The sequence below is a fragment of the Kitasatospora sp. NPDC059160 genome, assembly GCF_042755465.1.
In the GTDB taxonomy this organism is placed as follows: domain Bacteria; phylum Actinomycetota; class Actinomycetes; order Streptomycetales; family Streptomycetaceae; genus Kitasatospora.
On sequence record NZ_JBHZCN010000044.1, the window covers coordinates 1 to 14,341 of the forward strand.

General features: G+C 73.8%; 12 protein-coding genes. 5 read left to right on the forward strand and 7 right to left on the reverse strand.

Translation table 11 applies throughout. The features are described 5' to 3' along the window. Nucleotides 1–46 precede the first annotated feature (46 nt). Nucleotides 47–1,081, reverse strand: a complete 1,035-nt coding sequence (locus ACFXOZ_RS20255) for a methyltransferase (protein ID WP_375885920.1) — start codon at nt 1,079–1,081, stop codon at nt 47–49. Nucleotides 1,082–1,119: 38 nt separating this feature from the next. After that, the gene (locus ACFXOZ_RS20260) at nt 1,120–2,199 is read right to left on the reverse strand and encodes a nitrous oxide reductase family maturation protein NosD (RefSeq protein WP_380591787.1); all 1,080 of its coding nucleotides are present in this window, start codon (nt 2,197–2,199) and stop codon (nt 1,120–1,122) included. Between the two features lie 304 nt (nt 2,200–2,503). Between ACFXOZ_RS20260 and ACFXOZ_RS20265 the strand changes: the two genes are divergently transcribed. Beyond that, nucleotides 2,504–3,448 (forward strand): deoxyribonuclease IV, encoded by a 945-nt coding sequence (locus ACFXOZ_RS20265; protein ID WP_380591788.1) that lies wholly within the window; start codon nt 2,504–2,506, stop codon nt 3,446–3,448. A gap of 125 nt (nt 3,449–3,573) precedes the next feature. After that, the gene (locus ACFXOZ_RS20270) at nt 3,574–5,661 is read left to right on the forward strand and encodes an MMPL family transporter (RefSeq protein WP_380591790.1); all 2,088 of its coding nucleotides are present in this window, start codon (nt 3,574–3,576) and stop codon (nt 5,659–5,661) included. A gap of 69 nt (nt 5,662–5,730) precedes the next feature. Here ACFXOZ_RS20270 and ACFXOZ_RS20275 read toward each other — a convergent pair whose 3' ends face one another. Beyond that, complete coding sequence (locus ACFXOZ_RS20275) at nt 5,731–5,955, reverse strand: hypothetical protein (RefSeq protein ID WP_375885909.1); 225 nt, start codon at nt 5,953–5,955, stop codon at nt 5,731–5,733. 401 nt (nt 5,956–6,356) lie between these two features. Between ACFXOZ_RS20275 and ACFXOZ_RS20280 the strand changes: the two genes are divergently transcribed. Together ACFXOZ_RS20280 and ACFXOZ_RS20285 are read left to right on the forward strand one after the other, a co-directional pair. Further along, the gene (locus ACFXOZ_RS20280) at nt 6,357–7,841 is read left to right on the forward strand and encodes an amino acid permease (protein ID WP_380591848.1); all 1,485 of its coding nucleotides are present in this window, start codon (nt 6,357–6,359) and stop codon (nt 7,839–7,841) included. Between the two features lie 267 nt (nt 7,842–8,108). Beyond that, the gene (locus tag ACFXOZ_RS20285) at nt 8,109–8,756 is read left to right on the forward strand and encodes an HNH endonuclease family protein (RefSeq protein ID WP_380526764.1); all 648 of its coding nucleotides are present in this window, start codon (nt 8,109–8,111) and stop codon (nt 8,754–8,756) included. An 82-nt stretch (nt 8,757–8,838) separates the two neighbouring features. Here ACFXOZ_RS20285 and ACFXOZ_RS20290 read toward each other — a convergent pair whose 3' ends face one another. Beyond that, nucleotides 8,839–9,756, reverse strand: a complete 918-nt coding sequence (locus ACFXOZ_RS20290) for an SDR family NAD(P)-dependent oxidoreductase (RefSeq protein WP_380526813.1) — start codon at nt 9,754–9,756, stop codon at nt 8,839–8,841. Nucleotides 9,757–9,895: 139 nt separating this feature from the next. On the opposite strand from ACFXOZ_RS20290, the gene ACFXOZ_RS20295 reads away from it, so the two are divergent. Next, nucleotides 9,896–10,564 carry a TetR family transcriptional regulator gene (locus ACFXOZ_RS20295; protein ID WP_375885901.1) on the forward strand — a complete coding sequence of 223 codons (669 nt, stop codon included), beginning with the start codon at nt 9,896–9,898 and terminating at the stop codon, nt 10,562–10,564. A gap of 14 nt (nt 10,565–10,578) precedes the next feature. Here the strand turns inward: ACFXOZ_RS20295 and ACFXOZ_RS20300 are convergent, their stop codons facing one another. The 3 genes from ACFXOZ_RS20300 to ACFXOZ_RS20310 form a co-directional block, all read right to left on the reverse strand. Then, nucleotides 10,579–11,898: an MFS transporter gene (locus ACFXOZ_RS20300; protein ID WP_380526766.1), complete on the reverse strand. Its 1,320-nt coding sequence runs from the start codon at nt 11,896–11,898 to the stop codon at nt 10,579–10,581. Continuing rightward, entirely contained in the window at nt 11,895–13,301 is a 1,407-nt protein-coding gene (locus ACFXOZ_RS20305; RefSeq protein ID WP_380591792.1) for a hypothetical protein, read from the reverse strand. Before ACFXOZ_RS20305 ends, ACFXOZ_RS20300 begins: the two co-directional genes overlap by 4 nt. Nucleotides 13,302–13,507: 206 nt before the next feature. Then, a complete protein-coding gene (locus ACFXOZ_RS20310) occupies nt 13,508–14,242 on the reverse strand; it encodes an SDR family oxidoreductase (RefSeq protein ID WP_380526768.1) in 735 nt (244 codons plus the stop codon). Between the last annotated feature and the right edge of the window lie 99 nt (nt 14,243–14,341).

Consider the following 14,341-nt stretch of genomic DNA (forward strand, 5'->3'; position numbering starts at 1 on the left):
CCCCCTGGTCGGGGAGCAGCGGCCGTCGGGCGTTCCTGGAGGGGGGTCAGCCGCGGACGGTGGACTCGAAGGCGTGGAGGTAGGGGTTGACGGGGCGGACGGCGGCGACGTCGAGGCCGGCCTCCTGCATGAGGTGGACCATGCTCTCCTCGGAGTGCTTGGCGCCGCCGACGTTGAGCATCAGCATCAGGTCCATCGCGGTGGTGAAGCGCATCGAGGGGCTGTTGTCGACGAGGTTCTCGACCACCACGACCCGGGCGCCGGGGCGGGCCACGGCGACCACGTTGGCGAGGGTGCGGCGGGTGCTGTCGTCGTCCCACTCCAGGATGTTCTTGATGATGTAGAGGTCGGCGCGCACCGGGATCTCCACCCGGCAGTCGCCGGGGACGAGGCGGGCGCGGGCCGAGAAGGCGCCGCCGTCCTGGAGGCGGGGGTCGGCGCCGGCGACCACCTTGGGCAGGTCGAGCAGGGTGCCGTGGAGGGCCGGGTGCTTCTCCAGCAGGCTGGCGAGGACGTGGCCCTGGCCGCCGCCGATGTCGGCGACCGAGTCGATGCCGGTGAGGTCCAGGTACTCGGCGAAGTCCCGGGCGGACTGCCGGCTGGAGGTGGTCATCGCCTTGTCGAAGACCTTCGCCGAGTCGCCGGCGTCGCTGTGCAGGTAGTCGAAGAACTCCTTGCCGAACAGGTCGGGGAAGACGTTGCGGCCGGAGCGCACCGCCTCGTCGAGCTTCGGCCAGGCCTCCCAGGTCCACGGCTCGGTGCACCAGAGGGCGATGTGGCGGAGGGAGTTGGGGGCGTCGTCGCGCAGCAGGCGGGACATCTCGGTGTGTTCGAAGCGGTCGCCGCCGGTCTCCGCGAAGATCCCGTAGCAGGTGAGCGCGCGCAGCAGGCGGCGCAGCTGGCGGGGTTCGGTGTCGAGCTGCGCGGCGAGCTCGGTGGCGGTGGTCGGGGTGTCGCCGAGCACGTCGGCGACACCGAGCCGGGCGGCGGCGCGGACGGCGGCGGCGCAGGCGGCGCCGAAGACGAGTTCGCGCAGGCGCATCGCCGGCTGGGGGGTGGGGTTGACGGGGGCGGTGGTCATGGTGTGGTCCTTGTCGGTCGGGGACGTCAACGGGGGTGTCAGCAAAGGCCGGACGGCTCGGAGACCGCGCAGGTGTTGCGGACGAAGGAGTTGTCGGTGCCGGTGTCGCGGTCGGCGAGGTCGGCCGGGCGGTTGCCGCTGAGGCGGTTGTCGGCGATGGTCGCCCGGGTGTTGGGGATGCCGACGACGCTCTTGAACAGGACGATGCCGCCGGAGAAGTCGGTGGATCCGACGTTGTCGCGGACCTCGTTGTCGGTGACCCGGGTGTCCTCGGTGCCGGTGAGCACGATGCCCGCGCCCTGGATGGCGCCGAGGCGCGGATTGGCCGGGCAGAACTTGTTGTTGGCAACCACCCGGTTGCGCCGGACGTCGAGGTCCCCGGCGCGGGGCACGCCCTCGTCGCCGACCACGAAGACACCGCTGCAGTTGCCGCTGATCTCGTTGCCCTGGACGGTGAGCACGCGCAGCCGGCGCACGGTGACGCCGACCCGGTTCCCGGTGAGCACGTTGCCCTCGACGAGGGTGCCCCCGGTGTCGGGCGCGCCGCCCTCGCGGTAGGCGTAGTTGGCGAGGAAGACGCCGGACTGGCCGTTGTCGACCGAGCGGTTGCCCACGATCGCGGCCTTGGTCGAGATCTCCTGGCTGATGCCCTGCTGGGCGTTGTCGTGGACGTAGGTGGCGCGGACGGTCAGGCCGGTGGTGCCGCTGGCGTCGATGCCGTTCTTGCGGAAGCCGGTGACGGCGAGGGCCTCGACGGTGACCCCGCGCAGCGGGGCCTGCTCGGTGCCGACCACGCAGACGCCGTGCCCGGCGGTGGCGCAGGCGTTCTCGGTGCCGTCCCCGGGGGTGATCTCGGTGGCCGCTCCGGCGCCGCGCAGGGTGAGACCGGGGGTGGCGATGCGGACGCTGCCGCGGTAGCTGCCGGGCAGGACCTGGACCGTGTCGCCCGGGGCGGCGGCGTCGACGGCCTGCTGGATCGATTCGCCGGGCTGGACGAGGTGCAGGGTGCCTTCGGCGGCGTGGGCCGCGGGGGCGGCGGCCAGGGTGGCGAGAACGGTGGTCAGGGCGGTGGCGGCGGCGGTGGCCGCGGCGAGGTGGTGGACCCGGCGCGTGGGCATGAGTGGTGACCTGTCTTTCGGCGCGCGCGGTGGGGCGGTGGGCGCGCTGGTCGGCTGCGGGAGGGCGGAGGGGACGCTCCGACCCGGCGTGTGCGGGTGGTGACGTTCGGTGAGTACGGCCGAGTCGACGGTACGGTCGCCCCCGGGGGCCCGCCACCAGGGCTGGGCTGCCGGACTGACGGGCCGTCGGCCATGGGGACGGGTCCGGCGGTTCCCGCCGGGCGCGCCCCGGCGTGGCGTGCGCACCCGGCGCGGGGACGGGCCCGCGCGCCGTCGCCGGCCGGGCCCGTGACATCCTCGGGGCATGAGCACCGCGACCGGACCGACCCCCGCCGCCCGCCGGAACCCGATCGGCGCCCACGTCCCGGTGGCCGGCCGGGGCCTGGCCGGGACGGGCCTGGCGTACGCGAACCGGGTCGGTGCCGAGACGGTGCAGGTGTTCGTGGCCAATCCGCGCGGCTGGGCCACGCCCGCGGGCAACCCGGCCCAGGACGAGGAGTTCCGTACGACCTGTGCCGAGCAGGGCATCCCGGCCTGGGTGCACGCGCCGTACCTGATCAACTTCGGCTCGGACAACCCGGCCACCCGGGAGCGCTCGGCCGACTCGCTGCGGCACTCGCTGCACCGCGGCCACGCGATCGGCGCGCTCGGCGTCGTACTGCACACCGGCTCGGCGGTCGGCACCGCGCCCGGCGGCGGTTCGCGCCGGGCCGAGGCGATGGCGCAGGTGCGCGCCGACGTCCGGCCGCTGCTGGACGAGCTGGACGCGCTCGGCGACGACGCGCCCTGGCTGCTGCTGGAGCCCACCGCCGGCCAGGGCAGCTCGCTCTGCTCGCGGCTGGAGCAGCTGGCCGAGTACGTGGAGGCGCTGGACGGGCACCCCAAGGTCGGCGTCTGCCTGGACACCTGCCACGCCTTCGCCGCCGGGCACGACCTGGCCGCCCCCGGCGGGGTGACGGCCGCGCTGGACGCCCTGGCCTCGGCCGCCGGTCCGGGCCGGCTGCGGCTGATCCACGCCAACGACTCGGAGGACGTGGTCGGTGCCCGCAAGGACCGGCACGCCAACATCGGCGCCGGGATGATCGGCGCGGAGCCGTTCCGCGAGCTGTTCGAGCACCCGGAGACGGCCGGGGTGCCGCTGCTGGTGGAGACCCCGGACCGCAAGCACGGCGGGGACGGCACCGGGCACGCGATGGACATCGCGGTGCTGCGGGAGCTGCGCGAGCGGGCGGCCGTGCCGGTGTCCTAGCGGACGCGCGGAACCGCCGGACGCGCGGAACCGCCGGACGCCCGGAGCTGCCGGACGCCCGGAGCTGCCGGTCGGGCGGTGCGGTGGCAGGCTGGAACGAGTCACTGCCACCTGGGGGTGGATGCATGTCCACGACTCGGAAACTGGCCGCGCTGCCCTGCGGGCGCCGGGGCAAGTGGGTGGTGCTGGCCCTGTGGCTGGTGCTGCTGATCGCGCTGGGCCCGCTGGCCGGGAAGCTGATGGGCGCCGAGGACAACCAGGCGTCCAGCTGGCTGCCGGGCAACGCCGAGTCCACCCAGGTGCTGAACGAGCAGCGGGCCTTCCAGCCGGTGGACACCGCCCAGGCCGTCGTCGTCTACCAGCGGACCACCGGCATCACCCCCGCCGACCGGGCCGAGGCCGCCCGGCAGGCCGTCGGGTTCGCCGCCGTCCCGCACGTGGTCGGGCCGGTCATCGGCCCGGTGCTGTCCGCCGACGGGCAGGCGATGCAGACCGTCGTGCCGATCGACGTCGGCACCAACGGCTGGAACGACCTCAAGCCCGCCGTGGACACCCTGCGGCAGACCGCGACCGCCGACAGCCACGGCATGACCACCCACGTCACCGGCCCCGGCGGGATCGCCGCCGACCAGGCCAAGGCCTTCGCGGGCATCGACGGCTCGCTGCTCGCCGCCACCGTCGGCGTGGTGATCGTCCTGCTGCTGCTCACCTACCGCAGCCCGGTGCTGTGGCTGCTGCCGCTGCTCTCCGCCGCCGGTGCGCTGACCGTCTCCCAGGCCTTCATCTACCTGCTGGCGAAGCACGCCGGGCTGACCGTCAACGCGCAGAGCGCCGGGATCCTGATCGTCCTGGTGCTGGGCGCGGGCACCGACTACGCCCTGCTGCTCACCGCCCGCTACCGGGAGGAGCTGCGCCGGCACGAGGACCGGCACGAGGCGATGGCGTACGCCCTGCACCGGGCCGGGCCCGCCGTGCTGGCCTCCTCGGCCACCGTGGTCGCCTCGATGCTGTGCCTGCTGATCGCCCGGATGAACTCCACCCGCGGCCTCGGCCCGGTGCTGGCGATCGGTGTCGTGGTGGCCCTGGCCGCGATGCTGACGCTGCTGCCCGCGCTGCTGGTGCTCGTCGGCCGCTGGGTGTTCTGGCCGGTCAGACCGGACTACGGCACCCCGGAGCCGACCCGGACCGGCCGCTGGGCGCACGTCGGCGCCTGGATCGGACGGCGCCCGCGCAAGGTGTGGGTCGGGACGGCGCTGGCGCTCGCGGCCTGCTGCGTGGGGCTGGTCTCGCTGAACGCCAACGGGCTCAGCACGGCCGCCTCCTTCACCGGCAAGCCGGACTCGGTGGTCGGCCAGCAGGTGCTGGAGCAGCACTTCCCGGGCGGGACGGGCGCACCGCTCACCGTGGTCTCCGCCGCGGCCGGCGCCCCGGCCGTACGGGCCGCCGCGCAGTCCACCGCCGGGATCGCGGCCACCTCGCCGCCGGTGGTGCGGGACGGGCGGGCGCTGTTCCAGGCCACCCTGACCGACCCCCCGGACAGCCAGGCCGCCAAGGACACCGTCGACCGGGTGCGCACCGCCGTGCACGCCGTACCGGGGGCGGACGCCAAGGTCGGCGGGAACACCGCCGTCGTCCTGGACGCCGGGCGGGCCGCCGGGGACGACAACCGGGCGATCATCCCGCTGGTGCTCGGAGTGGTGCTGCTGATCCTGGCCGTACTGCTGCGGGCCGTCACCGCGCCGCTGGTGCTGATCGCGACCGTGGTGCTCTCGTACGCGGCGGCGCTCGGGATCAGCTCGCTGTTCTTCGCCCACGTCTTCCACTTCCAGGGCGAGGACAACGCGTTCCCGCTGTTCGTCTTCGTCTTCCTGGTGGCACTCGGGATCGACTACAACATCTTCCTGATGACCCGGGTACGGGAGGAGTCCGCCCACCACGGCACCCGGCGGGGCGCGCTGATCGGGCTGTCCGCGACCGGCGGGGTGATCACCTCGGCAGGGCTGATCCTGGCCAGCACCTTCGCGGTGCTGGGGACGCTGCCGGTGGTGGGGCTGGCCGAGATCGGGTTCGCGGTGGCGCTGGGGGTGCTGCTGGACACCCTGGTGGTGCGCTCGGTGCTGGTCACCGCGCTGACCATGGACCTGGACCGGCACATGTGGTGGCCGGGGCGGCTGTCCCGGCGTCCCGGGGCGGATGCGAAGACGGAGACGTAGGCGGACGGACGGCCGTGAGCCCGGGGACCGCTACGGGCGGTCCCCGGGCTCAGCTGCGGATCAGCCGGATCAGCAGTCGCCGATGCAGTCGTCCTCGGTGTGCGAGTGAGCGTTCAGCCAGCTGGCGTGCGGGCCGAACAGGCCGACACCCGCCGAGCCCGACTCCAGGCTCTGCCCGGTCGACGCGTGCGACCCGTGCCAGGCCGCCATCGCCGGCGCCGGCGCCGCAAGGGCCGCGGCACCCGTCACCACGGTGATCACGGCGAACTTGCGGATGTTCCCACGAAGCGACATCTGATGTCCTCTTGGTTGGTCTCTGGTCGTCAACCCGCGCCCCCGAACGGCCAGTTCGAGCCGGTCCGAAAGGCCGGGCGGCGCTCCACCGGGGAGCGCCGGGCCAAGGTTGGCACACGAACCCGCAGGCGGCGCGCGCGTCGCGGCCGCGCTGAGTCATTCGGGTGACACATCTCCCCCGGCCGGACGAACGTGCTCGTACATCCGCATTCCGGGTCGAACGCCCTCGCGGGGCGCACCGGACGAGTGCCGGTCCGACAGGCGTACGACCGTAAGTCTTGCGGTGTTCCCTCGGGCGAAATGAACAAATACCGTCGATTTGGTGCAAGGTGCCGCCCGGTCCGAGCATGAGCGGTCGCTCCACCGAGCGCAGGCAGGACCACGAAAGGCACACCACCCTCATGCAGACCAGCCCCGCCGCGACCCGGCAGGCGAACCCGCAGGCGACCCCGCACGCGACCCCGCACGCGACCCGACCGAGCAGCCCGGAGACCCCGGACCAGGCTCCGGCTCCTGGTCCGGCTCCGGCTCCGGCTCCGGCGAAGAGCGGCCGCTTCGGGCTGCCCGTCGCCACCGCCCTGGTGATGGGCAACATCATCGGCGGCGGCATCTTCATGATCCCGGCCGCCGTGGCGCCCTTCGGGACGGTCAGCCTGCTCGCCTTCGCCGTCATCACCGTGGGCTCGATCGCGCTGGCGCTGGTCTTCGGGCAGCTGGCCCGCCGCAACCCGCGCACCGGCGGGCCGTACGTCTACGCCCGCGAGGCCTTCGGCGACTTCGCCGGCTTCCTGTCGGCGTGGTCGTACTGGATCACCGCCGTGGTCAGCAACGCCGCGCTCGCCGTGGCGGCCGTCGGCTACCTGGACGTGCTGCTGCCGATGCACCACGACGTCGCGCTGGAGATCACCGCCGCACTGGTCCTGCAGTGGCTGCCCGCACTGGCCAACCTGGCCGGCACCCGGTACGTCGGGGCGGTCCAACTCGTGTCCACCGTGCTCAAGTTCATTCCGCTGCTGCTGATCTCGGTGGGCGGACTGTTCTTCTTCGACCCGAAGAACGTCGGCCCCTTCGAGGCCAGCGGCCAGGGCTGGATGGGCGGCATGACGGCCGCCGCGGCGATCCTGATGTTCAGCTACGTCGGCGTCGAGTCGGCCGCGATGAGCGCCGGCCAGGTCCGCGACCCGGAGCGCAACGTCGGCCGGGCCAGCGTGCTCGGCACCAGCGGCGCCGCGGTGGTCTACCTGCTGGGCACCCTCGCGGTGTTCGGCACCGTCGCGCACCAGCAACTGGTCGACTCCAGCGCGCCGTTCTCGGACGCCGTGAACGCCATGTTCGGCGGCACCTGGGGCGGCGCGGCGATCGCGGTCGCCGCGCTGGTCTCGATGACCGGCGCGCTCAACGGCTGGACCCTGCTGGCCGCCCAGGCGCCGTACGCGGCCGCCGGGGACGGGCTCTTCCCGGCCGCCTTCGGCAAGGAGAAGCGCGGCGTGCCGACCTTCGGCGTGCTGGTCAGCGTGGCGCTCGCCTCGGTGCTGACCGTCGTCAACTTCGCCAGCGGCGCCAAGGGCGCCTTCGACGTGCTCGTCCTGATCACCACGTTCACCGCCGTCGTGCCCTACCTGCTGTCCACCGCCGCCCAGTTGTACTGGCTGGTCCGCGGCGCCACCGACAAGGTCGACGGCACCCGCCTGGTCCGCGACGCGGTGCTCGGCCTCGGTGCCTTCGCCTTCTCGATCTGGCTGCTGGCCGGGGCCGGCTACGCCGCCGTCTACCAGGGCGTGTTGTTCCTGTTCGCCGGCATCCTGGTCTACGTCTGGCTGGCCGGCCGTCGCCACCGCCAGGAGCAGCAGGACCAGGAACAGGCGCGGCAGGAACAGGTGAACTGACCGCCGACCTCGACGACCTCGACGAGGTCGGCGAGGTCGGCGAGGTCGGCACGACGAACGGCCGAGGGCCCGGGACGCACAGCCGCGTCCCGGGCCCTCGTCGCGTCCGGGCCGGGTGCGAACGGCCCCCGGGAGTGCCGGACTTGTCCGTACCCGTCCGATGTCCACGAGGATTTCACTCCCGGGGTCTACCCGCGTAGCCGCGAAGCCGACACACTGGCGCACGCAACTCATCAGTCAATCCGATCTTCTGATGGAGCGTTCGCCATGGCCCTCACCGGATCCATACGCCGGTTCCTGTCCTGCCTGCCGGCCGCCGCCGCCCTCGTCGCCGCGACCGTGGTCGCCGGCGGCAGCCCGGCCCAGGCCGCACTGCCGACCCCGATCTCCGCCGCCACCGCCCGGCTCTACCTCGACGGGATGACCGCGACCCCCGAGACCCACGCGGACAGCTACGACAGAACCCTCTTCCCCACCTGGATCAAGATCAGCGGCAGCTGCGACACCCGCAAGTGGATCGTCAAGCGGGACGGCACCGACGTCACCACCGACACCTCCTGCAAGGCCACCAGCGGCAGTTGGACCTCGCCGTACGACGGCGCCACCACCACCAACCCGTCCACCTTCGACGTGGACCACCTGGTGCCGCTCTCCGAGGCCTGGGCCTCCGGCGCCTGGGCCTGGACCACCGCCCAGCGCCAGGCCTTCGCCAACGACGTCACCCGCCCCCAGCTGGTCCTGGTCTCCGCGAGCAGCAACCGCTCCAAGGGCGACCGCGACCCGGCCGAGTGGCTCCCCCAGGCCTCCTACCGCTGCACCTACGCCCGCGCCTGGGTGCAGGTGAAGCAGTACTACGGGCTCGGCGTGGACAGCACCGAGAAGACCGCGCTCACCGGCATCCTCGACAACTGCTGACCCGCCGAACGTCGGGGACGGGTGCCGGACCCGGGCGCCCGTCCCCGGGCCGGACCCACTCGCCCCCTGACCCCGGCCCCGCTCACCCCTCCGAGTCCGCGGGGAAGGCCACCGGGTAGGGCTCGGTGAAGTCGGCCGAGCGGGAGACCTCGCGCCACCGGCTGTCCTCCTCCAGCAGCCGGCGGTCCTGCGCGATCGAACCCTCGGCCGCGTTGACCCCCAGCGGCAGGTGGTCCGGGACATCGCGGCGCCCGGCCATCCGCACCAGGATCTCGGCAGCCCGGTCCGGGTCACCGGCAGCGCCGTCCACACCCTTGCGCAGCCGCTCGTTGACCGCGCCGACCGTTCCCGCATAGGCCTCCGGGACCTCGTGCACCACCATCGACGCCCCCGCCCAGTCGGTACGGAAGCCGCTCGGCTCGACCACCAGCACCTTCACGCCGAACGGCGCGAGCTCGGCCCGCAGAACCCGGCTGAACCCGTCGATGGCGAACTTCGCCGCCTGGTACGAGGCGATGCCCGGCGAACCGCCGACCCGCCCGCCCACCGAGGAGAACTGCATCACCAGGCCCCCCTTCTGCTCGCGCAGCAGCGGGATCGCAGCCTTGGTGACGTGGTAGACGCCCCAGAAGTTCGTCTCGAACTGGGCCCGGAAGTCGGCGTCCTCGGTGGTCTCGATCGGCGAGACGTTGGCGTACCCGGCGTTGTTGACCAGCACGTCGATCCGGCCGAAGGCCTCCCGCGCCTGGGCGACGGCCGCCCGGGCCGCCGCCGGATCGGTGACGTCGAGCGCCACCGGGCGGACGCGCTCGCCGAACTCCTCGACGAGGTCGGCCAGCTGCTCCGGCCGCCGGGCCGTCGCGACCACCAGGTCACCGGCCTCCAGTGCCGCGCGCACCAGGCTCCGGCCGAAGCCGCGCGAGCTGCCGGTGACGAACCAGACCCGCGCCTCGGGGCGGCGTGCGCTCTCCGCGTTCTCCATGCTCTCCGCGCTCTTCATGCTCTCCATGACTCTCCTCCGCGTTCTCCGGCGTGCCGTGTCGTGCCGTGTCGTGCCGTGCCATTAGTAGAACACCGTTGCGCTAATAGTGCAACGCCGTTGCGGTAATACGGCAACACCGTTGCTCTACCATGGGTGGATGGCAGACACACCGGAGTTCCAGCGCGCACGCTCGCCCGAGGCCAAGCGCCGACGCGAAGCCGCGATCCTGGAAGCGGCCGCGGCACTCGGCCGCGAGCGCGGCGTCAGGGAGATCACCCTGACCGACATCGCCTCCGCCGTCGGCATGCACAAGTCGGCCCTGCTGCGGTACTTCGAGACGCGCGAGGAGATCTTCCTGCGCCTCACCGCCGAGGGCTGGGCCGAGTGGTCGCAGGCCCTCACCGCGCGGCTGCGGGAGACCGGGGACCCGAGCCCGGCGACCGTCGCCCGGGCCTTCGCCGCCACCCTCGCCGAGCGCGGGAGCTTCTGCGACCTGCTCGCCCACGCACCGCTCAACCTCGAACGCCACGTCTCCGTCGACGCGGTCCGCGAGTTCAAGCTCGCCACGGTCGCCGCCCGCGAACCCGTCACCGCCGCGCTACGGGAACAACTCCCCACTCTCGACGACCAGGACGTCACCGACCTGTTCGCCACCGCCGTCTCCCTCGCCGGCGCCATGTGGCAGATCGCCAACCCGGGCCCCGAGGTCGCCGCCCTCTACCGCAGCGACCCCCGCCTCGCCCACGCCGTCGTCGAGGTCGAACCCCGGCTCGCCCGCATCCTCACCGCGACGATCACCGGCCTGGCCGGGAAGTCCGAGGGCTAGGGTCCGTCCCGCGTTCAGTCGGCCGGCCGGGACGGGAAGGCCCGCAGCGTCCGGAGGTCCGCGGTCGCGATCAGGGGCAGGCAGGAGAGCAGGCCGATCCCGGCGATCGTCCACAGCGTGGGGCGGGTGCCGAGGACCGAGCCGAGGTAGCCGCCGGCCAGTGCCCCGAGCGGGCGGGTGCCCCAGATGGCGAACCGCACGGAGGCGTTCATCCGGCCTTGCAGGCCGGTGGGGGTGATGGCCTGGCGCAGGCTCACCTGGCCGATGTTGTAGACGGTGATGCCGCAGGCCATGATGCCGGTCGCGACGCCCAGGGTCGGCACGGCACGGGCCGGCGCCGCGGTCGCGAGCACCAGCACGGCGATCCCCGACATGGACTTGGCCGCGACCAGGACGGGGCCGAGGCCCACGCGCCGGATGACCCGGCCGCTGAGCGTGGCCCCCAGCAGCGCACCGCAGTTGCCCATGCTCAGGGCCAGCCCGAGCTCCCCCGGCGAGAGCCGCAGGTCGCGCAGCGCGTACGCGGTCAGGACGGCGCCCAGCGCGCCGCTCAGGCCGACGAGGTTGCTGATGCCCGTGGCCAGGGTCAGCGAGCGCAGGGTCCGGTGGCCGAAGACGAACCGCAGCCCCTCGGCGATCCGGGTGCGCATCCGCTCCCTCGTCCGCGGCACCGGCACCCGGGGCGTCCGGATGAGGCAGAGGAGCAGCGCGGACACCAGGTAGCTCACCGAGTTGACGGCCAGGACCAGGGGCGCGGCGACGGTCTGCAGCAGCAGGCCGCCGATGCTGGGGCCCGCCAGCTCCGCCGTCGAGCGGGAGAACTCCAGCCGGCTGTTGCCGTCCGGGGTCTGCTCCCGCGCCACGACCGTCGGCAGGAACGCCTGGTCGGCGATGTCGAAGAAGACCGTGCACAGCCCGATGGCGAACCCGACCGCGCAGAGCAGCGGCACGCTCAGCACCCCGGCGAGGTGGGCCGCCGGCAGCAGGGCGATGGTCACGGCCCGGCCGACGTCCGCCACGACCATCACCCGCCGGCGGTCCCACCGGTCGAGCAGCGCGCCCGCCGGCAGGCCGACCAGGAGGAACGGCAGGGACTCCATCGCCGAGACGAGTCCCAGCTGGCCGGTCGAGGCGGACAGGGTCGTCAGGGCGAGCACGGGGATGACGAAGAACGTGATCCGCGTCCCGAACTCGCTGACGGTGTGCGCCGCCCACAGGACCTGGAAGTTCCGCTGCCGCCAGACGCTGACCAGCGGTCCCGGCCGCGGCCGGGACCGGGGCCGGGCGGGAGCGGCCGGCCCCGGGGGCGGGACCACCTCGACCGGCCGGCTCACAGGTACAGCGGGTGCGGCCGTCCGGAGCCCGCGACGTTGTGGCGCTCCCCGTAACCGGCGCGGGAGAAGGCCGAGACCAGCCGGCCGTCGACGGCGCCCAGGGCCACGTCGTGGCGGGGGGCCGGCCCGTCCACGACCCCGAGGAGGTGGGGACTGGTCACGTACTCCTGGACGAGCCAGCCCTCGGCGCCCGCGAGGTCGACGGCGGCCTCCCAGGCCGGTGCGTCGGCGGCCTCCCGGCCGATCACCACACCGTTGCCGCGGGTGTCCAGCGGGCGCTTGAGGACGTAGCGGTCGCGGTCGCGGACGACGGCGTGCAGCGTCGCCGCGTCGCAGTGCGCGAGGTTGCGCGACCACGGGATCGCCGGACGGACCCGGCGGTAGTCGGCGGCGTCGAAGAGGTGGGCGAAGCGCGGGTCGGAGAGCACGGCGAGGCACAGCTTGTTGTCGCCGATCAGGCGTCCGCGCAGCCCGTTCTGCACGAACAGCCGGCCCTCGCGCACGGCCTCCAGGTAGGACGCCGCGCCGTCGCCCATCCGCAGCAGGTCCTGGATGCCGACCTTGGCGAACGCGTGCCGCACCGCCTCCCCGCGTACGACGACGCCCCCGCGCCCGTCGAGCGAGATCTCGCGCGGGTCCGCGTGCAGGACCCGGACGCCCAGGGCCGTCAGGGCGGTGTCGTAGTCACGGGTGTCGGCGCGGTAGCTGCCGTCCGGGCAGAGCAGGGCCACCGTCTCCGGACGGGTCCCGGTGTGCTGCTCCGCCAGGCGCAGCAGCCAACTCCCCGGCCAGAGCGGGTCGTCGGCCGGCAGCGGGCCCGGCACGTCGACGCCGTGCCGGGCCAGCAGCGACCGCCAGGCCGCCCGGCCCCGGCCGGCCCCGGGCAGGCCCCCGGGGCAGTTGGCGTTGGTCTCCAGCACCCGCAGCGTGCCGTCGGCCTGGGGCAGCAGGTCGATCCGCAGCAGGTGCACCCGGGTGTCGCGGGCGGCGTCCACGTGCTCGCGCAGCACCTGGGGAAGCGTCAGCACCTCGCGCAGGTCGCGGTCGTGGTCCCAGGCCGCCACCAGCGTCTCGATCACCCGGTGGTACGAGGCGACGAACGCGTCCAGCTCGCCGCGCAGCTGCGGGCGCACCCGCAGCGGCAGCCCCTGCGGCTGCGGCTGCGCCCGGACGATCTCGAAGACCTGCGACTCGGCGAGCTCGCGCCCCTCGGCCGTCCGCGCGATCGCGACGACCTCCCGGGTGAACTCCTCGTCCAGCCCGGGCCAGGTGTACCCGCCGGCCCTGGGCCCGTCCGGGGACGGCACGTGGGGGCGGGCCGGCATGACCGTGGTCGTGCCGGTCGGCCCGCCGACCGCGCCCTGGTCGCCGCCGGGGCCGCCGGGGCCGGGAATCGACTGCATGATCCGGTGTCCTTCCGCAGTTGGGAGGCGTGCGCCCGCGCCCCGCCACGGCCGGTGCACACACGTGATCCCGGAGTATCCAGCCAGCCGCGGACGACTCGGTGGACCGCAGCGCGCGGTTCGTCAGATCGAGTGAGGGGACCGGACCCGCACAGGACTGCCTGCACCGGTCGGTCCGCGTCGCCCCGCCCACCGACGCGGACTGGTCACTGGGCGCTCGCCGCGGGGCGGACCACCAGCTCGTTGACGTCGACCTCCCGGGGCTGGGACACCGCATAGGCGATGGCCCCCGCCACCGCGGAGGCGGGAATGGCCACGGCGCGGTACGCCTTCATGGCCTCCCGCGCGGCGGGGTCCGCGATGCCGTCGGCGAGTTCGGACTCGGTCACGCCGGGAGAGACGAGGGTGACCCGGATGTCGCCGGCCGACTCCTGGCGCAGCCCTTCGGAGATCGCTCGGACAGCGAACTTGGTGGCGCAGTAGACGGCGGCGGTGGGCGAGACCTCGTACGCGCCGACGGACGCGATGTTCACGACGTGCCCGCCGCCCTGGGCCCGCATCACGGGCAGCGCGGCGGCGATGCCGTGCAGGACTCCCCTCACGTTCACGTCGATCATGCGGTCCCACTCGTCCGTCCTCAGCGCCTCCAGGGGCGACAGCGGCATCACGCCGGCGTTGTTGACCAGGACGTCGACCCGGCCGTAGCGCTCACCGGCGGCGGCCACGAAGGCCCGGACGTCGGCGGCGTCCGTGACGTCGAGGCGCCGGAACGCCGCGGTGGCGCCCGCGGCGGTCAGCTCGCCGGTGAGCGCGTCGAGGCGGTCGGTGCGCCGGGCCCCGAGGAACAGCCGGTGGCCGTCGGCGGCGAGCCGGCGGGCGGTGGCCTCCCCGATGCCGCTGCTCGCCCCGGTGACCAGTACGACCTTGGATGTCTGCGTCATGCCTGCTTCTCCTCCTGGTGGAGCACGGGGTTCGTCGACGGATGCGGATCCGTTCCGCCGGACCGAGTCTGGGCGGGGCGCGGGCGACCGACCAGGACG

Excerpts from the sequence above, each read along its gene's own strand:
- ACFXOZ_RS20305 (WP_380591792.1), bottom strand. The coding sequence starts at position 13,301 with ATGCAGTCGATTCCCGGCCCCGGCGGCCCCGGCGGCGACCAGGGCGCG.
- ACFXOZ_RS20255 (WP_375885920.1), bottom strand. The coding sequence starts at position 1,081 with ATGACCACCGCCCCCGTCAACCCCACCCCCCAGCCGGCGATGCGCCTG.
- ACFXOZ_RS20265 (WP_380591788.1), top strand. The coding sequence starts at position 2,504 with ATGAGCACCGCGACCGGACCGACCCCCGCCGCCCGCCGGAACCCGATC.
- ACFXOZ_RS20260 (WP_380591787.1), bottom strand. The coding sequence starts at position 2,199 with ATGCCCACGCGCCGGGTCCACCACCTCGCCGCGGCCACCGCCGCCGCC.
- ACFXOZ_RS20285 (WP_380526764.1), top strand. The coding sequence starts at position 8,109 with ATGGCCCTCACCGGATCCATACGCCGGTTCCTGTCCTGCCTGCCGGCC.
- ACFXOZ_RS20295 (WP_375885901.1), top strand. The coding sequence starts at position 9,896 with ATGGCAGACACACCGGAGTTCCAGCGCGCACGCTCGCCCGAGGCCAAG.
- ACFXOZ_RS20270 (WP_380591790.1), top strand. The coding sequence starts at position 3,574 with ATGTCCACGACTCGGAAACTGGCCGCGCTGCCCTGCGGGCGCCGGGGC.
- ACFXOZ_RS20275 (WP_375885909.1), bottom strand. The coding sequence starts at position 5,955 with ATGTCGCTTCGTGGGAACATCCGCAAGTTCGCCGTGATCACCGTGGTG.
- ACFXOZ_RS20280 (WP_380591848.1), top strand. The coding sequence starts at position 6,357 with ATGCAGACCAGCCCCGCCGCGACCCGGCAGGCGAACCCGCAGGCGACC.
- ACFXOZ_RS20310 (WP_380526768.1), bottom strand. The coding sequence starts at position 14,242 with ATGACGCAGACATCCAAGGTCGTACTGGTCACCGGGGCGAGCAGCGGC.
- ACFXOZ_RS20290 (WP_380526813.1), bottom strand. The coding sequence starts at position 9,756 with ATGAAGAGCGCGGAGAGCATGGAGAACGCGGAGAGCGCACGCCGCCCC.